Source organism: Actinomadura luzonensis (assembly GCF_022664455.2).
Taxonomy (GTDB): Bacteria; Actinomycetota; Actinomycetes; order Streptosporangiales; family Streptosporangiaceae; genus Nonomuraea; species Nonomuraea luzonensis.
The window spans coordinates 1,148,951-1,167,064 of record NZ_JAKRKC020000002.1 but is presented as its reverse complement, the minus strand read 5'-3'; the positions used below and the strand labels follow the sequence as shown (position 1 = coordinate 1,167,064).

Sequence of the window (18,114 nt, the reverse complement as noted above, 5' to 3'; positions counted from 1 at the left end):
GGGGTGGTCTTTCAAGGTCAGCAGGCTCCTGGCAGGGTCGAGTCCGGCACGACAGGCACGACAGGCACGGCGGGCACGGCGGGCGGCGGTGGCACGGGGCGGGTGAGCGTGGCCGTCGCGGCGGGCGGGCTGTCGTCGTTCGCGCTGCTGTACGCGCCCCAGCCCGTGCTGCCGCAGCTCGCCGACGCCTTCCGGCTGGACCCGGGCAGCGCGTCGCTCGCCATCGGCGTCGCCACCGGGGCGCTGGCCGTGGCGGTGCTGCCGGTGGCGGCGCTGGCCGAGCGGGTCGGGCGGCGGCGGGTGATCGTGTGGTCGGTGCTCGTGTCGGCGGTGCTGGGGCTGCTGCTGCCGCTCGCGCCGAGCTTCCCGGCGCTGCTCGTGATGCGGGGGGCGCAGGGGGTGGCGATCGCCGGGTTCGCGGGGGTGGCGGCGGCGTACCTGGCCGACGAGTTGGGGACGAGGCGGCTCGCGGCGGCGGTGGGCGCGATGATCGCCGGGAACTCGGTGGGCGGCATGCTCGGCCGGCTCGGCACCGGATTCGCCGCCGGGCCGCTCGGCTGGCACGGGGCCCTGGCCGTGGTGGCGGCCGTCTCGCTGGCGTGCGGCCTGTTCGCGGCCCTGACCCTGCCCAGGGGCGGGGCCGGTACGGTCGCGGCCGGCCGCGCCACCGCGAAGCCCGAAGCGGGCCCGGCGTCCGGCAAGCAGCCGCAGGAGCACGCGGCGTCCGAGCGGGGGCCGGAGGGAGGCCCGGCGGCCGGGAGGCGGGCGGAGAGAGGCGGGGCGTCCGGGAGACGGCCGGAAAGGGGCGGGGGCGGGACGGGGTGGTTCGGGGCGGGGGTGTGGGTGCCGTGTGCGGTGGGGGCGCTGGCCATGGGGGCGTTCGTGGCGCTCTACAACGCGGCCGGGTTCCGGCTGGCGGCCCCGCCGCTGTCCCTGGCGCCGGCCGCCGCGTCCCTCGTGTTCCTGTCCTACGCCATGGGCACGGCCTCCTCGGCGGCGGCCGGGCGGCTCGCGGGCCGGTTCGGGCGGACGGCGACCGTGGTGGGCGCGCTGCTCGTCACCGTGGCCGGGTCCGCGCTGACCCTGCATCACGCGCTGCCGGTGATCGCGGCGGGGTTCGCCGTGCTGACGGCCGGGTTCTTCGCGGCGCACGCCGTCGCCAACGCCTGGGTGACCGCGCAGGCGTCCCCCCGCTCCCGTGGCCGGGCGGCGGGCCTCTACACGCTCTGCTACTACCTGGGCAGCGGGGCGGGCGGCACGGCGGGCAGCGTGGTGTACGGCCGGGCCGGCTGGCCGTGGCTGATCGCGCTGACCACGGCCTGGCTGCTGGTGGCCGCCCTCACCGTCCTGGTCCTGGCCGCCCGCTCCAGCGGACCACGCCGGTGACGGTCGTGCCCTCGCCCGGCACGCCGTGCACCGCGACCGTGCCGCCCGCCGCGGCGAACGCCGCCCGCATGGCGCGGCCGCCCGTCCCCGCGGCCTCCTCCGGCAGGCCGGGGCCGTCGTCGCTGACGGTCATCCGCAGCCCGCCGGCGCCGGCCGTCACGGCGACGGCCACGACGGCGACGCCCCCGCGCCGCTCGGCCATCGCCAGCGACTCCCGCAGCCCGGCCAGCACGGCGCGGGCCGCCGGCGGCACGTCGCCGGGCGGCAGCGCCCACGTCTCGACCGTGATGCCGGTGCGCCGCGACCACCCCTCCAGGCAGGCCCGCAGCTTCTCCGCGAGCCCGCCGCCGCGGGCCGCCGTCTCGATCCTGGTGGTGCCGGTCATCGTGACCCCCTCGACGCCTCCCCCGCTCCCCGGCGGGACTGGGACCAGTGTGCGGAGGGGCGTGTTGAGGATGCGTTGAGCCGCCGTGCAGCCAGGAGCCGGGCCGGGGTCGCGGGCGGGGCCGAGGTCGCGGGCGGGGCCGAGGTCGCGGGCGGGGCCGGTCAGGCCGGGGTGACGAACTCGGGCTGGTCCAGCACGCGCAGCCAGCTCCCGTCGGGCTGGCGGCGCACGACCTGCGCCCGCGCCCCCGCGCCGTCCCTGGGCGGGGTCGAGGTGAGCGCGAGGTCGCCGCTGATCAGCGTGGGCAGCGGCGTCTCGGGCTCGAAGTGCGGCCGCCCGGCCAGCACCTTCTCCCACAGCGCCTGGATGGCGGCGCGCCCCACGGTCCGGCTGCCCGGCGGGTACGCCAGCACCGCGTCCTCCTCGTACAGGGCCGCGACCCCGGCGGCGTCGCCGGCGTTGGACCGCTCGACGAACAGGCGGGTGATGTCCTCGGGCCGCATGGCCTTCTCGTGGCCGGTCATGGTCCTTCCTCCCCTTGTGGTGCTCGTCCTCCAGCCTGCCGGGCCAGCTTCCAGAAGTCCAACAGATGGTTTTTCTGCGAACTAGAATCTGCGGTTATGGAACTGCGGCAGCTCGAGTACTTCGTCGCGGTCGCCGAGACGCGGAGCTTCACCCGCGCGGCCGAGCGCGTGCACATCAGCCAGTCCGGCGTCAGCGCGCAGATCCGGCAGCTCGAACGCGAGCTCGGCGCCGAGCTGTTCGACCGGTCGGCCCGCGCCGCCCGGCTCACCGCCGCGGGCCGGGCGGCGCTCGGGCCCGCCAGGGCCGCGCTCGCCGCCGCCGGCGCGGTGGGGCGGGCGGTGGAGGAGGTGACCGGGCTCGTCCGCGGCCGGCTGACGGTCGGCATGGTGGCCGGCTGCACGCTCACGCCGCTGTTCGAGGCGCTGGCCGCCTTCCACGCGGCGCACCCCGGCGTGGCGGTCGAACTGCTGGAGGACGGCTCCGACCGGCTGCTGGACCGCGTCCGCGACGGCTCGCTCGACCTGGCGCTCGCCGGCACCGCGACCGCCGCGCCCGAGGGGCTGGAGGCGATGACGGTCGTCAGCGAGCCGATCGTGGCGGCGGTCCCGCCCGGTCACCCGCTCGCGGCGCGCGGCCGGATCCGGCTGCGCGACCTGGACGGCCTCCCGGTCGCGTGCATGCCCGCCGGCACCGGGCTGCGCGCGGTGTTCGACGAGGCGTGCGCGGCGCGCGGCGCCCGCCCGGCGGTCGTGGTGCAGGCCGGCGCCGCCGACGCGCTCGCCGACCTCGCCGCGCGGGGGCTCGGGGTGGCGGTGCTCACCGCGTCGATGGCCGAGCGCCACCGCGACCGGCTGACCGCCCTGCCCATCGCCGACGCCACCGCCCCGGCGCTGCTCGCGCTGGTCTGGCGGAGCCCGGCGAGCCCCGCGGTGCGCGAGGCGCTGCGGTGCTGCCGCCGCGCCTTCGCCGTGGAGCCTAGGCCGGCGCCAGCCGGGTGACGGTGACCGTGATCTCCTGGCGGCTGCCGGCCGGGCCCTGGTGGACGCCCTTGAGCGGGGGCACGTCGGAGTGGTCCCGGCCGCGCGCCACCACGACGTGCGCCTCCGGGACGTAGGTGCGGTCGGTGGGGTCGAGCGGCAGCCACTCCCCCGCCCAGTACTCCACCCAGGCGTGGCTCTGCCCGTCCACCGGCTCGCCGACCTCGGCGCCGGGCCGCGGGTGCAGGTAGCCGGAGACGTAGCGGGCGGGCAGCCCGGCGGCCCGCAGCAGGCCCGCCGTCAGGTGCGCCAGGTCCTGGCAGGCGCCCTCGCCCAGGTCCCACGCCTCCTGCGCGGAGGCGCGCACGCCGGCCCGGCCCGGCAGGTACGCCACCCGCGCCGCCACCAGCTCGCAGATCGCCCCGGCCGTCTCGTGCGGGTCGCGGCCGCGCGCCTGGGCCCTGGCCAGCTCCTCCAGCTCGGGGCCGACGGCCGTCAACGGGGTGCGGCGGCGCAGCTCCTCCAGCGATGGGTCCGGCTCGGCCGCGGCCCGCCGGGGGCGGCGCGGCGCGCTCGTCTCGACCCGGCTGACGGCCTCGACCGTCAGCGAGGAGTGCGGCTCCATCACGTCGAACGAGGTCACCGTCGTCCCCCAGTAGTCCGGGTAGGTGAAGACCGGGACGGACGGGGTCACAGTGACCCTGCTGGAGAGCACGTTGTGCGCCGGCGTCATCCTGACCTCGTTGTAGGAGGAGCGGGCTTCGCCGTCGTACTCCACGCGGGTCACGTGGGAGACCTGTAATCGCCAGCCCATGCCATCGCCTCTCTGTGCGAAGTGCGCCTGGCCGGAATGTAGGAGAGGCATGTTTCGGCGGGACGCGCCGCGTGTTACAACCGCCGCGTCACGCGTGGGGCGGGGTGAGCGAGCGTTCCAGGGCGTCGGTCAGCCACAGGTGCGCCGAGCCGATCGTGACGGCCTCGCCGCTGACCTCGCCCACCAGCCGCCAGTAGCGGCGCATCCGGGCGTCGCGGTCGGGAGCCACACTGGCCAGCAGCCGCCGCCGGAAGGCCGGGGTGTCGCCGGCCCGGCGGACCTCGGCGTGCGCGGCCACGTACCGGTCGAGCGCGAGCCCCCCGCGGGGCGGCTCCCCCGCCAGGACGAGGGGCTCGGCCAGCGAGCACGCCTCGCCGACGCCGGTCAGCAGCGCGTCCTCGTCGAGGATGCTCCCGGCCTCGCGGCGGGCCCGCGCCTCCAGGGCGTGCGGCAGCGTCAGGTCGCCGACCAGGGCGACCAGCTCGGCGTAGGCGACGACCTGGAGCGGCGTCGGCTCGAACGGCGGCTGCGGCACGGCCATCGTGACGAACCCGGTGAACAGCTCGTCGGAGACGGGCACCACCATCGAGCGCCGCCAGAACCCGATCAGCGCGTCGCGCGCGGCCGGGCCGTTCTCGGCGGCGGCCAGCAGCTCCAGCCGGGCGGCCCGGTCGGCGGGCGCGGCCTCCTCGACGGCCCGCAGCGCGGCCCGCCGCCAGGCCAGGCCGGCCAGCCGCACGTCGAGCGCGGCCCGCTCGGCCGCGACGACCTCGCCCACCGACCGTTCGCCGTCGAGGACGTGCCGCACGGACACCAGCCCGAGCCCGAGCCCGCGCAGCCGCCTGACCAGGGCGAGCCGGTCGGCGGCGGCCGGGGCGAACCTGCGGTGGCCGCCCACGCTGCGCACGGACTCGATGAGCCCTTCGTCGCAGTAGAAGCGGATGGTGCGCACGGGCACGCCGGTGAGCCGGGCCAGCTCGCCGATGCCGAGCGTCTCGTCGCGCAAAGGCACTTGAACCTCCACCTGACTGGAGTTCCTACGGTAGCGGCGATGCCGGACGACGACCCGGAGGGACGATCATGACGGAGACGACGCTGGGCTTCGCCTCGCTCGCCGCGGCGCTGCGGGAGCGCACGGACGCGCTCGGCCGCGCGGCGGCGGGCGGCGACCCGGAGGCGCGGGTGCCGACCTGCCCGGACTGGCCGCTGCGCGTGCTGGTGGGCCACATGGGGCAGTCCGTGCGGTGGGCGGCCGAGCTGGTGCGCAAGCGGGACGTCATGCCGCCGCCCGACCCCTGGCAGGCCGAGCCCGGCCCGCCGCGGGGCTGGGCCGCGTGGCTGCGGGCGGGGGCCGAGGAGCTGGTCGCCGAGGTGGCCGAGGCCGGGCCGGACACCGAGATGCGCACGTTCTTCGGGCCGCGGCCGACCGTCGCCCTGCTGCGGCGGATGCTCAACGAGACGTGCGTGCACCACTACGACGCGGCCGCCACCACGGGGGCGGCGTTCGCGATCCCCGATGACCGCGCGGCGGACGTGATCGACGAGCTCCTGGAGGCGCTGACCGACCCCGGCATGGCGGCGTTCAAGCCGGACCTGGCCGAGCTGCGCGGCCGGGGCGAGCGGATCGCCGTCCGGCCCGACGGCCTGGACGGCTGGCTCGTCACCAGGACGCCGGACGGGATGCGGTTCCGGCGCGGGGCGGGCGAGGCCGACGCGGTCCTGGCGGGGACGGCGGCGGACCTCATGCTGGTGTGCGCCCGCCGGCTGCCCCTGGACGAGGGCCGGGTACGGGTCTCCGGCGACCGGCCGCTGATCGAGCACTGGGTGGGCCGTCTGGCGTTGTGAGACCCGCCGGGCGCTTGGCGAACCGGCCGGTCTCGGCGACCATCGGAGCGAACCGGCCGGAATCGGCACCCCGATCCCCTGGAGGCATGACGTGCTGACGGTGATAGGCGCGGGTTTCCCGCGCACCGGCACCAGCTCGATGAAGGCGGCGCTGGAGCGGCTCGGGTTCGGGCCGTGCCATCACATGTTCGACATCATGACCGACCCGGCCCGCGTGGACCGGTGGCTCCCGCTCGCCGACGGCGAGGACGTGGACTGGGACCACGTCCTGGCCGGCTTCCGCTCCACGCAGGACTGGCCCGCCTCGCACTGGTGGCGGGAGCAGGCGGAGGCGTACCCGGAGGCGAAGGTCGTCCTCACCGTGCGCGACCCGGGCGACTGGCACGCCAGCATGCAGACGCTCATCACCAGCGGCCCGGCCCGGTTCCTGCCGGAGGACGCGCCCGAGGACGGCGCCACGCTCCTGCACGGCATGCTGCGCCTGCGGCCGGTGCTGGGCCGGATCAGCGCGTCCGTGTTCGGCGGCGAGCAGATCTTCCGCGAGGGCATGCCGGACGTGGCGGAGTCGGTCGCGGTGTTCGAGCGGCACGTGGCGGAGGTGCGCGAGAGCCTGCCGCCGGACCGGCTGCTGGTGTTCGACGTGCGGGAGGGGTGGGAGCCGCTGTGCCGGTTCCTGGAGGCGGACGTGCCGGACGAGCCGTTCCCGCACCTCAACGACGCGGCCTCGCTGCGGGCCACGCTGGACCGGCTGTGGCGCCTCGGCTCGTTCGACTCCCCGTCGTTCCTGCCGCCGGGGAGCGGCGCTCAGCCGCCGAGGTAGCGCAGGACGGCCAGCACGCGGCGGCTGTAGCCGGGGTCGCGGGGCAGGTCGAGCTTGTCCATGACGGCGTTGACGTGCTTCTCGACGGTGCTGAGCGAGACGTGCAGGCGCTCGGCCACGGCGGCGTTGGTCAGGCCCTGAGCGAGGTGGCGCAGCACCTCGCTCTCGCGCGGGCTGAGCCGCGACAGCGGGTCGGCGTGGGCGGCGCGCGCCATGAGGCTGCGGACGACCTCCGGGTCCAGGGCGGTGCCGCCCGCGTGCACCCGCTCCAGCGAGCCGAGGAACTCGGCGACCTCCGACACCCGGTCCTTCAGCAGGTAGCCGAGCCCTTCGGCGGCGCCGGCCAGCAGCCGGGCGGCGTAGTGCTGCTCGACGTACTGCGACAGGACCAGCACGCCGACGCCCGGGTGGCGCTCACGGATCTCCAGCGCCGCCCGCAGCCCCTCGTCGCGGTGGGTGGGCGGCATGCGCACGTCGACCACGGCCACGTCGGGACGGTGCCGGGCGACGGCGTCGAGCAGCGCGGGCGCGTCGGCGACGGCGGCCACCACCTCGTGGCCCGCCTCGTCGAGCAGCCGCGTCAGCCCCTCGCGCAGCAGCACGGAGTCGTCGGCCAGGATCACCCGCACGGCGGCTCCTTCGGCAGCCGGGCGGCGACCCTGGTGGGGCCGCCGGGCGGGCTGTCGACGCGGAAGTCGCCGTCCAGGGCCAGCACCCGCCTGGCCAGGCCGGCCAGGCCGCCGCCCGCCGGGTCGGCGCCGCCCCTGCCGTCGTCCGAGATGACCACGCTCACCGTCCGCTCGTCCTCGCTCAGCACGACCAGAATGTCATGGGCGCCGGCGTGCTTGACCGCGTTGGTGATCGCCTCGCGGGCCACGAAGTACAGGGCGGTCTCGATCTCCGAGGCGGGGCGGGCGGTCAGGCCGTAGTGGACGGTGACGGGCACGCCGGCCCGCTCGGCGGCGCCGTCGAGGGCGGCGTGCAGGCCCAGCTCGTCCAGCGCGGTCGGGTAGACGCGCCAGGCGACGCTGCGCAGCTCGTCGAGCAGCCGGCGCGACTCGGCGTAGGCCTGCGCGACCAGGTCGGCGACGCGGGCCTGCGCCGCCGCGCTCTCGTCCCCGCGGGCGGCTGTGGCGGCTGTGGCCGCCTGGTGCCGGGCGCGGCCGAGCAGCATGGCCAGGGCGACGCCGCGCTGCTGGACGCCGTCGTGCAGGTCGCGCTCGATGCGGCGGCGCTCGTCGTCCACGGCCCGGACGATGCCGGACCGGGTCGCGGTCAGCTCGGCGATGCGGCGGCGCATGCGCTCCTGCCGGTCGGGGCCGAGGAGACGGGCGGCGAGCAGCCGTTCGAGCGCGGCGGCGGCCAGGATCAGCAGGGCGGTCAGCCCCGCCATGGTGAGGCCGCCGGCCAGGCCGAGCGCGCCGCTGCTGGTGACGATCCGCACCCCGGGCAGGGTGACCGGCACCGGCTCCGAGCCGCCGCGCGCCAGGTCCCACAGCCCGCCGCCCATCAGCAGCGCCGTGAGGAACAGGGCTGAGGCGCAGGCGTACCCGGCGGCCACGCCGAGCGCGCCCCGCGCGGCGAGGAAGCCGAGCCCGCCCTCGCCCGCGCCGTCGTGGCCGTGGAAGCGGGCGAGGCGGGCGCGGTCCAGCGCGACCAGCCGGGCGACGAGCCGCGCCGCGGCGGGCCTCGCGGCGGGGACGAGCAGCGCGGGCCCGGCCAGGCAGACGGCCGCCAGCTCGGCCACGCCGAGCGCGGCCCCGAGCAGCACGCCCGCCGATGCCCGCCCGGCCGGCGCCCGCGCCGCCAAGACCCGGCCCGACTGTGCCCGTTCCGACTGTGCCCGGCCCGACTGTGCCCGGCCCGACTGTGCCCGGCCGGCGGTGCTCATGTCGCTCTCCTCACGCTCCGCGCGGCTCGCGCCGCGCTCCCCGCGCTCCCCGCGGTACGGCCGCCGCGGGCGCAGTCTAGGCGTCCCGGCGGCGCAGGACCGCGTGCCCGGCGGCGAGCGCCGCCGCCGTCCAGGCCACCAGCCAGGCCAGGCCCTCCACCGCCGGGTACGGGATCGGCCCGCCGGTCAGGTTGTCCGCGCTGCCCATGAACGCCAGCCCGGCGAACATCGGCATCCGCAGCGACAGCTCCACCGCCACCTGGCTGCCGGTCATCAGCAGCATCAGCGGCAGGCCCATGAGCAGCAGGAACACGACGGTCAGCGTCCCGGCCGCGCTGCGCAGCGCCGCCCCGGCGCCCAGCGTCAGCACCGCCACCAGCGCGAAGAACACGCCGACGCCGAGCAGGTCGCGCGCGACCTCGCCGGGCGGCGCGACCACCAGGCCGCCGAACACGTCCGCCGACAGCAGCGCGTAGACGGCCGCCACCGCCACCGCGCCCGACAGCACGCCCGCCGCGAACATCACCGGCGCCAGCACGAGCGCCTTGGCCGCCAGCATCACGCCGCGCACCGGGACGGCCTGGAGGGTGACGCGGACGGAGCCGGTGGCGTACTCGGCGGTGACCGTCAGCATGGCCAGCGCCACCAGGGCGAACTGGGCGAAGATGGTCGCCGAGACCACCGGCTCGCCGGCCACGACCGGTGCCGCGGGCGGCGCGCCCGGCTCGCGGGCCGCGCGCAGGGCGTCCGTGGCCGACGCGCCGCCGAGGGTCACGGCGGCGAGCACCATGAGCGCGGCCGCGCCCGCCAGGCACCACCAGGTGGAACGCACCGACCACAGCTTCCCCCACTCGGCCACCGCCGCCTGCCACAGGCTCCGCACCGGCCCCCACCCGGCGCCCGCGCCCATGCCCGCGCCCCTGTCCGTTCCCCTGTCCGCGCTCATCCCCGCGTTCATCCCCGCGCTCATCCCTTCGCCCTCCCCGCGCCGTACTCGACGCTCTGCTCGGTCAGCTCGTGATAGGCCTGCTCCAGGGACGCCTCCCGGGTCCGCAGCCCGTGCAGCCTGACGCCCGCCTCGTGCGCCAGGTCGCCCACCCGCTCGATGGGCGCGCCCGTCGCGACCAGCTCGTTCTCGCCGGACCGGGTCACCTCGACCCCGGCGGCGCGCAGCCGGGCGGCCAGCTCGCGGGCGTGCGGGGTGCGGACGACCACGGCCGTCAGCGAGCTGCCCGCGATGACCTCGGCCAGCGGCGCGTCCGCGATGAGCCGGCCCTGCCCGATCACCACCAGGTGGTCGGCGGTGAGCTGCATCTCGCTCATGAGGTGGCTGGAGACGAACACCGTCCGGCCCTCGGCGGCCAGCGACCGCATCAGCCCCCGCACCCACCGCACCCCGTCCGGGTCGAGCCCGTTGACCGGCTCGTCGAACAGCAGCACCCCGGGGTCGCCGAGCAGCGCCGCCGCGATGCCGAGCCGCTGGGCCATGCCGAGCGACAACGTCCCGGCCCGCCTGCGCGCCGCGCCCGCGAGGCCGACGGTCTCCAGTACCTCGGCCACCCGCCGGCGCGGGATGCCGTTGCTGCGGGCCAGCGCGATCAGGTGGGCCTCGCCGGTGCGGCCCGGGTGCAGCGCCCGCGCGTCCAGCAGCGCGCCCACCGAGCGCAGGGGGTCGCGCAGCCGGTGGTACGGGACGCCGCCGATCAGGGCCGTCCCCGCCGTGGGCCGGTCGAGGCCCAGGATCAGGCGCATCGTCGTCGACTTGCCCGCGCCGTTCGGCCCGAGGAAGCCGGTCACGGCGCCGGGCCGCACGTCGAGGGTCACGTCGTCGAGGGCGAGGCGGTCGCCGTACCGTTTGCTCAAACCCGTCAAGCTGATCACGCCGCACCACGCTAGGCGGGCGGGCGCCCGGCGGCCATGGGGGCGGACCGCCGACCTCGATGGCGGAAAACCCCCATGGCGGGGCCGGGAGCGAACGGGGACGGCCAGAGCGGGGGGCGGCGTGCGCCCGCGCGGCGGCAGGTCCTACGATGCGCGCCAGCCCTTGTGTTCACCCCCCGAGTGAGGTCCTCGTGTTCGGAATCCTCCGCCCGTGCGCCGCCCACGGCTGCCCGTCGCTGATGCGGGCCTGGCGGGCGCACCTGTGCGGGCTGTGCCTGACGTTGCGCGACGGGCAGGGGCAGGCCGCCCGGCTGGCCACCAACTACGACACGCTGGTGGTGTCCGTCCTCACCGAGGCGCAGCTCCCGCAGGGCGGGCCGCGCAGGACGGCCGGGCCGTGCGCGCTGCGCGGGTTCCGTCCCGCCGAGGTCGTGGACGCGCGGGCGGCCGGGGCGCGGCTGGCGGCGGCGGTGTCGCTGGTGCTGGCGGCCGGGAAGCTGCGACCACGTGGCCGACGGCGAGGCCGCGTTCGGCACGGTCACGGCGCGGCGCGCGCTGGCCGCCCGCTGGCAGGAGGGCGGCGCCCGGCTGGCGGCGGGGGTGGGCTTCGACGCCGCCGCGCTGACCGCCGAGACGGTGGAGCGCCAGCTCGACGTGGAACGGTCCGCCGGGCCCGGCACCGGCCTGCTGGCGCTGACGGCGCCCACGGAGGAGGCGGTGGCGGCGGCGTTCGCGCACACCGCGACGCTGGCCGGGCGGCCGGGCAACGCCGCCCCGCTGGCCGAGGCGGGCCGCTTCTTCGGCCGGCTCGCGCACCTGCTGGACGCGGTCGAGGACGGCGACGGCGACGCGGCGCGCGGCGCGTTCAACCCGCTGGCCGCGACCGGCACCTCGCGCGAGGAGGCCCGGCGGCTGTGCGAGGACGCGGCCCACGGCCTCGACCTGGCGCTGCGCGAGGCCGACCTCGCGGACCGGCACCTGGTGGACGTGCTGCTCGGCGCCGAGGTGCGGCGCGCGATCGGCCGCGCCTTCGCCGCCGCCGAGACGGCCTCCTACGAGCGGCCGGGCTGGGTCAGGAAGTCGGCCGCCGGGATCGGCACCTTCCTCACCTGCGGGCTGTGGCGGCCGCGGTGGAGCAGGAGGGCCGGCCGGCCGTGCGAGGACCGCTGCTACTTCGGCGACGGGAGCTGCTGCGAGTGCGGTAACTGCTGCAATTGCGGCAACTGCTGCGACTGCTGCTCGGGGTGCGACTGACCCCGCCGAGACGCCCTGCGAGGCCGGGGAGGACCGCGAGGCCGGGGAGGACCGCGAGGCCGGGGGTCAGCCGTGCATCCATTGCGGCGTCTCCTTGAGCAGCTCGTCCAGCTCCTCGATGGCCTCCCGCTCGACCGCCCCCACCCGCGCCAGGTCCTCGACCTGCCGGCACAGCTCCGCCTCCCGCGCGGCCCCCACGGTCGCGCAGCTCCCCTTGAGCCGGTGCGCCAGCGCCGCCACCTGGGCGAGGTCGCCGGCGTCGGCCGCCGCCAGCAGGTCGTCGAACGTCCGCCGCGCGGTCGCCAGGTACGCCGCCGCCACGTCCGCGACCGCCTCCGGCGACAGCCCCGCCAGCTCGGCCGGCACGTCGCCGAAGGACGCCCACTCCGGGACGCGGGCCAGCACCCGCGGCCAGTCCACCGGCTTGGCCAGGTGGTCGTCCATGCCGGCCTCCAGGCAGCGGATGCGGTCCTCCGGCATGGCGGCGGCGGTCATCGCGATGATGGGGGTGCGCGCCTCCTCGCGCCGGCGGATCTCGGCGGTGGCGGCCAGGCCGTCGAGCACGGGGAGCTGGCAGTCCATGAACACCAGGTCGTACCCGCCGGACAGCACGGCCCGCACCGCCTGCGCGCCGTCGTCGACGGTGTCGACCTCGTGCCCGGCCTGCCGCAGCACGAGCATGGCGACCTGGCGGCTGACCTCGTCGTCCTCGGCGACCAGGATGCGCGCGCCGCCGTGCTCGCCGGCGGCGTCCTGGACCGGCTCGCGCGCCTCGCCGGGGTGGCCCTCGGCGACGCCGAGGGCGTTCTCGACGGCGGCGAGCAGGCGGCGCCGGCTGAGCGGACGGGTGATCGACTGCACGGCCCGTTCCCCCGCGGCGGCCGGCCAGGCGAAGCGCGCCCGGCCCGGGGTGACGACCACGACCACGCTGGTGCCCTGGAGCAGCGGGTCGCTGAGGATGGCGTGGGCGAGTGAGCCGCTGTCGGCACCGAGGTCGAGGGCGACGACGGCCAGCTCGTACGGGTTCCCGCCGGCCGCGGCCGTGCGCAGCAGGACCAGCGCCGAGCGGGCGTCTCTGGTCTCCTCCACGGCGAGGCCCGCCTCGGACAGGTAGCGCCCGGCCAGCGCCCGGTCCTCGGGCCGGGCGTCGGCGACCAGCGCCCGCCGCCCCTCCAGCGCCCCGGCGCCGGGCTCGGACCAGGTGAGCACGTCCAGCGGCAGCCGCACCCAGAACCGGCTGCCCACGCCCTCCACGCTGTCGAGCCCGATCTCGCCGCCCATCAGCTCGGTGAGCTGCCTGGCGATGGCGAGGCCGAGGCCGCTGCCGCCGGTGCGGCGGGTGATGGGCGAGTCGACCTGGCGGAAGACGCCGAAGACGCGCTCGCGGTCGTCGGGCGGGACGCCGACGCCGGTGTCGGAGACGGCGAAGCGCAGCGTCACGCGCGGCTCGCCCTGGCCGCCCTCCTCCAGGCTGACGTGCAGGTCGACGCCGCCCTGGACGGTGAACTTCAGCGCGTTGCCGACCAGGTTGACGAGGATCTGGCGCAGCCGCGCCGGGTCGCCGGCGACCTGGCGGGGCACGTTCTCGTCCAGGCGGAGCGTCAGCCACAGGCCCTGCTCGTAGGCGAGCGGCGCGAGCGGCGCCACCACCTCGTCGCACAGGCGGGGCAGGTCGAACGGCGTGTCCTCGACCTGGAGGTGGCCGGCCTCGATCCTGGACAGGTCGAGGAAGTCGTCGAGCAGGCGCAGCACGTTCTGCGCCGACTCCTGGGCGGTGGTGGCGTAGTGGCGCTGCTCGTCGTCCAGGCGGGTGCCCATGAGCAGGGAGTTCATGCCGAGCACGCCGTTGATCGGGGTGCGGATCTCGTGGCTGATCTTGGCCAGGAACTCGGACTTGGCGCTGGAGGCGCTGACCGCCTCGTCGCGGGCGGCGGCCAGCTCGGCGGCGTAGCGGGCGAGCGTGGCCTGGGCGCGGCGGCGGCCCCGGGTGGTGTGGATCTGGATGCCGAGGCCGATGAGGATGAGCAGGGCGAGCAGGGCCGCGACGGTGGCGACGTTGGCGCGCAGCTTCTCGGCGGAGGCCAGCGCCTCGGACGCCGAGACCTCGGCGGTCACCGTCCAGCCGATGCTGGGGATGGGCTCGGAGGCGGACAGGACGGTGCCGTCGATGCCGCGGAACTCGCCGTTCCAGGTGCGGCCGGCGAGGGCGGCGTCCACGCGCGGGTCCTCCCGCAGCGAGGTCAGGGCGTAGAGCTGCCGGCCGGGGTCGGCGACGAGCACGCCGGCGCGGTCGGTGATGAGCAGCCGGATGTCCTGGGCCTCGGCGGCCTCCCTGGCGAAGCGCTGGATGGCGTCCAGGCTGTAGACGACGGTGAGGATGCCGACCATGCGCTTGCCGTCGGCGCTGGGGATGGGCGCGGCCACGGCGACGGCGCGGGAGACGTCCTTCATGGTCGGCGTGTACGCCTGCGACACGTGCGCCTGCCGGCGGTCGCGCACCGCGCGGTACCAGTCGGTGTTGCCGAGGTCCTGGGGCAGGGCGCTGGGCGGCTCGGCGCCCAGCATGTCGGCCTCCGGCGAGGTGAGGATGAGGCCGCTGACGCCGTCGTCGCGCATGCGCTTCAGCTCGCCGAGGTAGCCGCGCAGGGTCTGCGCGGTGACGTCCTCGGTGGTCCTGGCGTCGGCGACGCTGTCGGAGCCGGCGGTGGCCGTCTCGACGGCCTCGCGCACCCGGGGCTGCTCGGCGAAGGCGATGACGAGCTGCTTGAGCGAGCCCATCTGCTGCTCCACGACGACCCGGCTGACCGAGGCGGTGGTCTTGACGCGGTCGGTGACCTCGCTGCGGACCGCCTGCTCCGACAGGCCGATGCTGGAGGAGGTCAGCAGCGCCAGGGGCAGCAGGCCGAGCAGGGTCCACAGAGCCGTCACCGCGAGCAGCCATCTCACCGGCGTCCGTCTCCTCCCCTGGGCCCGCGTCCAGACTAGGAGGAGTCGGGGGTCCGTGGGAGGATCGGCCTGAGCAGAATGCGCTAAAGTCGATCTTATTTAACAAAAGCCACCTAAGCTGCACTGAACCTCTGTCAGATGAAGCGAGGAGCGTGCGGTGCCTCAGCCCAGGGACATCACCGTTCTCATCGTGGACGACGACCCGGTCGTGACCGCCGCGTTGCAGGCGCAGGTCAACCGGGTGCTCGGGTTCAGAGTGGTGGGCATCGCCCACAGCGGGCACGCCGCGCTGGCCGCCGCCGCCCGGTTCGCGCCGCGGCTGGTCCTGCTCGACCTCCACCTGCCCGACCTGCCGGGCCTGGAGGTGGCCCACCGGCTGCGGCGGCCGGAGCAGCCGCCCGCCGACGTGATCGTGATCTCCGGCCGCAAGGAGTCGGCGACGGTCCGCGCCGCCATCCAGCGCGGCGCGCTCTACTACCTGGTCAAGCCCACCCGCACGGGGACGCTGGAGCAGACGCTGCTGCGCTACGCGGCCACCTCCCAGCAGCTGGAGGCGAGCGGCCGCTTCGCCGAGCAGCAGGAGATCGACCGCATCTTCCGCTCCCTGCACACCGACCAGCCGTTCCGCCCGAAGAGCATCTCCGCCGCCACCGAGCAGGCGGTGCTGGACGCGCTGGCCGAGGTCGAGGAGGACGTCTCGGCGCACGAGCTGGCCGCCAGCATCGGCGTCAGCCGCGCCACCGCCCGCCGCTACCTGGAGCACCTGGCCGACCGGGGCCTGGTGGAGACCCGGCCGAGGTACGGGCCGACCGGCCGCCCCCAGCACCGGTACCGCGCCCGGTGACCCCCCTGTCGCGGCGCGCCGCGGGCGTCAGGGTGGTGCTCCCGGTGCTGCTCGCCGGGCTGCTGTGCCTGTTACCGGCCGGCTGCGGCGCGGAGGAGGCCTTCCCCGAGGGCTCGACGATGGCCCGCATCAGGGACCGCGGCGTGCTGGTGGTGGGGATCAAGTTCGACCAGCCGATGTTCGGCTACAAGGACCCGGCCACCGGGCGCGTCACCGGCTTCGACGCCGAGATGGCCCGGCTGGTGGCGAGAGACCTGACCGGCAGCGAGCGCAACATCCGCTTCGTCGAGACCGTCTCGCGGCAGCGCGAGAACTTCATCTCCCAGCAGATCGTGGACCTGGTCATCGCCACCTACTCGATCACCCCGGCCCGCGCCCGCCTGGTCACCTTCACCGACCCGTACTACTACGCCGGCCAGGACCTGCTGGTGCGCGCCGCCGACACGCGCATCCACGACGTCTCCGACCTCGACGGCAAGACCGTCTGCACGGCCATCGGCTCCACCTCCGTCGAACGGCTGCGCACCGAGGTCTCCGGCGCCCGCCTGGAGATCGTGGACGGCTACAGCGTCTGCGTGCCGGCCCTGCTGTCCGGCCGCGTGGACGCGCTCAGCACCGACGACACCATCCTGCTCGGCCTGCAGGCCCAGCACCCGGACGCGCTCCGCGTCGTCGGCAAGCCGTTCGGGCGCGAGCCGTACGGGATCGGCGTGCGCAAGGACGACCTGGTCTTCCGCGACTACCTCAACGGGCTGATCGCCCGCTGGCTGGCCGACGGCGAGTGGGACCGCGCCTACCGGGACACGATCGGCGTGTCCGGGGCGACGTCGGAGAGCTCCAAGCCGGCCGTCCGCTGACCGGTTCCTGAGCAGAAAGATCACAAGCCCTCCCGCCGAACATGCGGCTCCTACGGTTACGCCAACGCGGACCGAGACAAGGAGCGTGACGCATGACACAGGAGGACCTGATCGTCCTGGACCGGGTCAACAAGCGCTACGGCGACCACCACGTGCTGAAGGACGTGAACCTGACCGTCCGCCAGGGCGAGGTCGTCGTGATCATCGGCCCGTCCGGGGCGGGCAAGTCGACCCTGTGCCGTGCGATCAACCGGCTGGAGACCGTCGACTCGGGGACGATCAGCGTGGACGGCACCCCGCTGCCCGCCGAGGGCAAGGCCCTCGCGAGGCTGCGGGCCGAGGTCGGCATGGTCTTCCAGTCCTTCAACCTCTTCGCGCACAAGAGCGTCCTGGACAACGTCGTCCTGGGCCAGGTGCACGTGCTGAAGAGGCCGAAGGACGCCGCCGAGCGCAAGGCCCGCGAGCTGCTGGAGCGGGTGGGGATCGGCGGCCAGGCGGCCAAGTTCCCCGCCCAGCTCTCCGGCGGCCAGCAGCAGCGGGTGGCCATCGCCCGCGCCCTGGCCATGGACCCGAAGGTGATCCTGTTCGACGAGCCGACCTCGGCGCTCGACCCGGAGATGGTCAACGAGGTCCTGGAGGTCATGACCTCGCTGGCGCGCGACGGCATGACCATGGTCGTCGTCACCCACGAGATGGGCTTCGCCCGGCGGGCCGCCGACCGGGTGGTCTTCATGGCCGACGGCGAGATCGTCGAGCAGGACACCCCCGACGGCTTCTTCGGCGCGCCGAGCAGCGAGCGCGCCCAGTCCTTCCTCGCCAAGATCCTCACGCACTGAGCACACCCCCTAAGGAGCGCACGTCATGTTCGGTAGGTCCCTCTACGCGGTGTTCGCCGTCATGGTCCTCGCCACCGCCTGCGGCGGCGGGCAGGAGAGCCACGCCTCCGTCGTGGACAAGGCCAAGAACGACAAGAAGCTGGTGATCGGCGTGAAGGCGGACCAGCCGGGGCTGGGGCTGCGCACGCCGGACGGCACGTTCACCGGTTTCGACATCGAGGTCGCCAAGTACGTGGCCAAGCAGCTCGGCGTGGAGCCGGCCGGCATCACGTTCAAGGAGACCGTGTCGGCCAACCGGGAGGCGTTCCTCGAGCAGGGCCAGGTGGACCTGGTGGTGGCCACGTACTCGATCACCGACGCCCGCAAGCAGAAGGTGTCCTTCGCCGGGCCGTACTTCGTGGCCGGGCAGGACCTGCTGGTGCGCGCCGACGACACGGCGCTGACCGGCCCGGAGACGCTGAACGGCAAGAAGCTGTGCTCGGTCGCCGGCTCGACCCCGGCGCAGAAGGTCAAGTCGGAGTACGCCAAGGAGGTGCAGCTCCAGGAGGAGCGGACGTACTCGGCGTGCGTGGACCGGGTGCTCGGCGGCCAGCTCGACGCCATCACCACCGACAACGTGATCCTCGCCGGCTACGCGGCGCAGCACGCCGGCAAGCTCAAGGTCGTCGGCAAGACGTTCAGCACCGAGAAGTACGGCATCGGCCTGAAGAAGGACGACACGGCCGGCCGCAAGGCGGTCAACGACGCGCTGGAGAAGATGTTCGCCGACGGGAGCTGGACCAAGGCGCTGCAGGCCAGCGTCGGCGCGTCCGGTTTCGCGCTGCCGCAGGCCCCGGCGCTGGAGCGGTACTGA

Annotated in this window: 18 protein-coding genes; 9 read left to right on the top strand and 9 right to left on the bottom strand. The window is 75.8% G+C overall.

Going from position 1 to position 18,114, the window contains the following annotated elements:
* Positions 1-3: 3 nt before the first annotated feature.
* Entirely contained in the window at positions 4-1,386 is a 1,383-nt protein-coding gene (locus tag MF672_RS35620) for an MFS transporter (protein WP_242376286.1), read from the top strand.
* Here MF672_RS35620 and MF672_RS35615 read toward each other — a convergent pair.
* A complete protein-coding gene (locus tag MF672_RS35615; RefSeq protein ID WP_247815587.1) occupies positions 1,340-1,771 on the bottom strand; it encodes a hypothetical protein in 432 nt (143 codons plus the stop codon). The genes MF672_RS35620 and MF672_RS35615 overlap by 47 nt on opposite strands.
* 161 nt (positions 1,772-1,932) lie before the next feature.
* Entirely contained in the window at positions 1,933-2,295 is a 363-nt protein-coding gene (locus tag MF672_RS35610; RefSeq protein WP_242376284.1) for a YybH family protein, read from the bottom strand.
* A 96-nt stretch (positions 2,296-2,391) separates the two neighbouring features.
* Here MF672_RS35610 and MF672_RS35605 point away from each other — a divergent pair, with 96 nt between their 5' ends.
* Positions 2,392-3,294, top strand: coding sequence for a LysR family transcriptional regulator (locus MF672_RS35605; RefSeq protein ID WP_247815586.1), 903 nt, complete (start codon positions 2,392-2,394; stop codon positions 3,292-3,294).
* Here MF672_RS35605 and MF672_RS35600 read toward each other — a convergent pair.
* On the bottom strand, positions 3,272-4,087 hold the full coding sequence (locus tag MF672_RS35600) for a transglutaminase family protein (RefSeq protein ID WP_247815585.1): 816 nt from the start codon (positions 4,085-4,087) through the stop codon (positions 3,272-3,274). The genes MF672_RS35605 and MF672_RS35600 overlap by 23 nt on opposite strands.
* 88 nt (positions 4,088-4,175) lie before the next feature.
* Positions 4,176-5,099, bottom strand: coding sequence for a MerR family transcriptional regulator (locus MF672_RS35595; RefSeq protein WP_242383898.1), 924 nt, complete (start codon positions 5,097-5,099; stop codon positions 4,176-4,178).
* A gap of 68 nt (positions 5,100-5,167) precedes the next feature.
* Between MF672_RS35595 and MF672_RS35590 the strand changes: the two genes are divergently transcribed.
* Both MF672_RS35590 and MF672_RS35585 read left to right on the top strand, forming a co-directional pair.
* Positions 5,168-5,932, top strand: a complete 765-nt coding sequence (locus MF672_RS35590; RefSeq protein WP_242383897.1) for a maleylpyruvate isomerase family mycothiol-dependent enzyme — start codon at positions 5,168-5,170, stop codon at positions 5,930-5,932.
* A gap of 91 nt (positions 5,933-6,023) precedes the next feature.
* Positions 6,024-6,752: a sulfotransferase family protein gene (locus tag MF672_RS35585; protein WP_242383896.1), complete on the top strand. Its 729-nt coding sequence runs from the start codon at positions 6,024-6,026 to the stop codon at positions 6,750-6,752.
* On the opposite strand, the gene MF672_RS35580 is transcribed toward MF672_RS35585, so the two are convergent.
* From MF672_RS35580 to MF672_RS35565, 4 genes are all read right to left on the bottom strand, one after another.
* Positions 6,737-7,381 (bottom strand): response regulator, encoded by a 645-nt coding sequence (locus MF672_RS35580; protein WP_242383895.1) that lies wholly within the window; start codon positions 7,379-7,381, stop codon positions 6,737-6,739. The two genes, MF672_RS35585 and MF672_RS35580, sit on opposite strands and share 16 nt — an antisense overlap.
* The gene (locus tag MF672_RS35575) at positions 7,372-8,643 is read right to left on the bottom strand and encodes a sensor histidine kinase (RefSeq protein WP_247815584.1); all 1,272 of its coding nucleotides are present in this window, start codon (positions 8,641-8,643) and stop codon (positions 7,372-7,374) included. Before MF672_RS35575 ends, MF672_RS35580 begins: the two co-directional genes overlap by 10 nt.
* Before the next feature lie 76 nt (positions 8,644-8,719).
* Complete coding sequence (locus MF672_RS35570; protein WP_247815583.1) at positions 8,720-9,589, bottom strand: ABC transporter permease; 870 nt, start codon at positions 9,587-9,589, stop codon at positions 8,720-8,722.
* A gap of 20 nt (positions 9,590-9,609) precedes the next feature.
* Positions 9,610-10,524: an ABC transporter ATP-binding protein gene (locus tag MF672_RS35565; RefSeq protein WP_242384111.1), complete on the bottom strand. Its 915-nt coding sequence runs from the start codon at positions 10,522-10,524 to the stop codon at positions 9,610-9,612.
* A gap of 507 nt (positions 10,525-11,031) precedes the next feature.
* Between MF672_RS35565 and MF672_RS35560 the strand changes: the two genes are divergently transcribed.
* Positions 11,032-11,778 carry a hypothetical protein gene (locus MF672_RS35560; RefSeq protein ID WP_247815582.1) on the top strand — a complete coding sequence of 249 codons (747 nt, stop codon included), beginning with the start codon at positions 11,032-11,034 and terminating at the stop codon, positions 11,776-11,778.
* Between the two features lie 66 nt (positions 11,779-11,844).
* On the opposite strand, the gene MF672_RS35555 is transcribed toward MF672_RS35560, so the two are convergent.
* On the bottom strand, positions 11,845-14,724 hold the full coding sequence (locus MF672_RS35555) for a hybrid sensor histidine kinase/response regulator (protein ID WP_242382531.1): 2,880 nt from the start codon (positions 14,722-14,724) through the stop codon (positions 11,845-11,847).
* 157 nt (positions 14,725-14,881) lie between these two features.
* Between MF672_RS35555 and MF672_RS35550 the strand changes: the two genes are divergently transcribed.
* From MF672_RS35550 to MF672_RS35535, 4 genes are all read left to right on the top strand, one after another.
* Positions 14,882-15,568, top strand: a complete 687-nt coding sequence (locus MF672_RS35550) for a response regulator (protein ID WP_242382532.1) — start codon at positions 14,882-14,884, stop codon at positions 15,566-15,568.
* On the top strand, positions 15,565-16,425 hold the full coding sequence (locus MF672_RS35545; RefSeq protein ID WP_242382533.1) for a glutamate ABC transporter substrate-binding protein: 861 nt from the start codon (positions 15,565-15,567) through the stop codon (positions 16,423-16,425). The genes MF672_RS35550 and MF672_RS35545 overlap by 4 nt, the downstream gene beginning before the upstream one ends.
* Before the next feature lie 92 nt (positions 16,426-16,517).
* Entirely contained in the window at positions 16,518-17,261 is a 744-nt protein-coding gene (locus tag MF672_RS35540) for an amino acid ABC transporter ATP-binding protein (protein ID WP_302893331.1), read from the top strand.
* Positions 17,262-17,286: 25 nt separating this feature from the next.
* Complete coding sequence (locus MF672_RS35535; protein ID WP_242382534.1) at positions 17,287-18,114, top strand: glutamate ABC transporter substrate-binding protein; 828 nt, start codon at positions 17,287-17,289, stop codon at positions 18,112-18,114.